Raw genomic sequence first — 309 nt, forward strand, 5'->3', positions numbered from 1 at the left:
GGCTATCATCAACTACATCTCCCGCATATTTGCCCCCATTGAGAGCCTGGGCATGTAGATCCAGACCATCCAGTCGGCCATGGCGGGTGTCAGGCGCAGCGATGCCTTTCTCGACCAGCCGGAGCGCACGATCCCTCCCGCGCGCAGGGAGGCTGCCCGGGGCGATGTGGAATTTGCGCACGTCTCCTTCGGCTATGGGGAGCGGCACATTCTGAAGGATTTTTCCATGACCGTGAAACAGGGGGAGCAGGTCACGCTGGTGGGCCGCACCGGTGCGGGCAAGAGCACCGTGTTCACGCTCCTGCTGGG

The 309-nt window shown here is 62.8% G+C and carries 1 protein-coding gene; it reads left to right on the forward strand.

What is annotated here, in order from left to right; genetic code table 11:
* Positions 1-79 precede the first annotated feature (79 nt).
* Positions 80-309 (forward strand): ATP-binding cassette domain-containing protein (locus P0G09_RS17820; RefSeq protein ID WP_275253335.1); only part of this gene is annotated, 230 nt, incomplete at its 3' end.

The sequence above is a fragment of the Faecalibacterium sp. DFI.5.82 genome, from assembly GCF_029076575.1.
In the GTDB taxonomy this organism is placed as follows: domain Bacteria; phylum Bacillota; class Clostridia; order Oscillospirales; family Ruminococcaceae; genus Faecalibacterium; species Faecalibacterium duncaniae.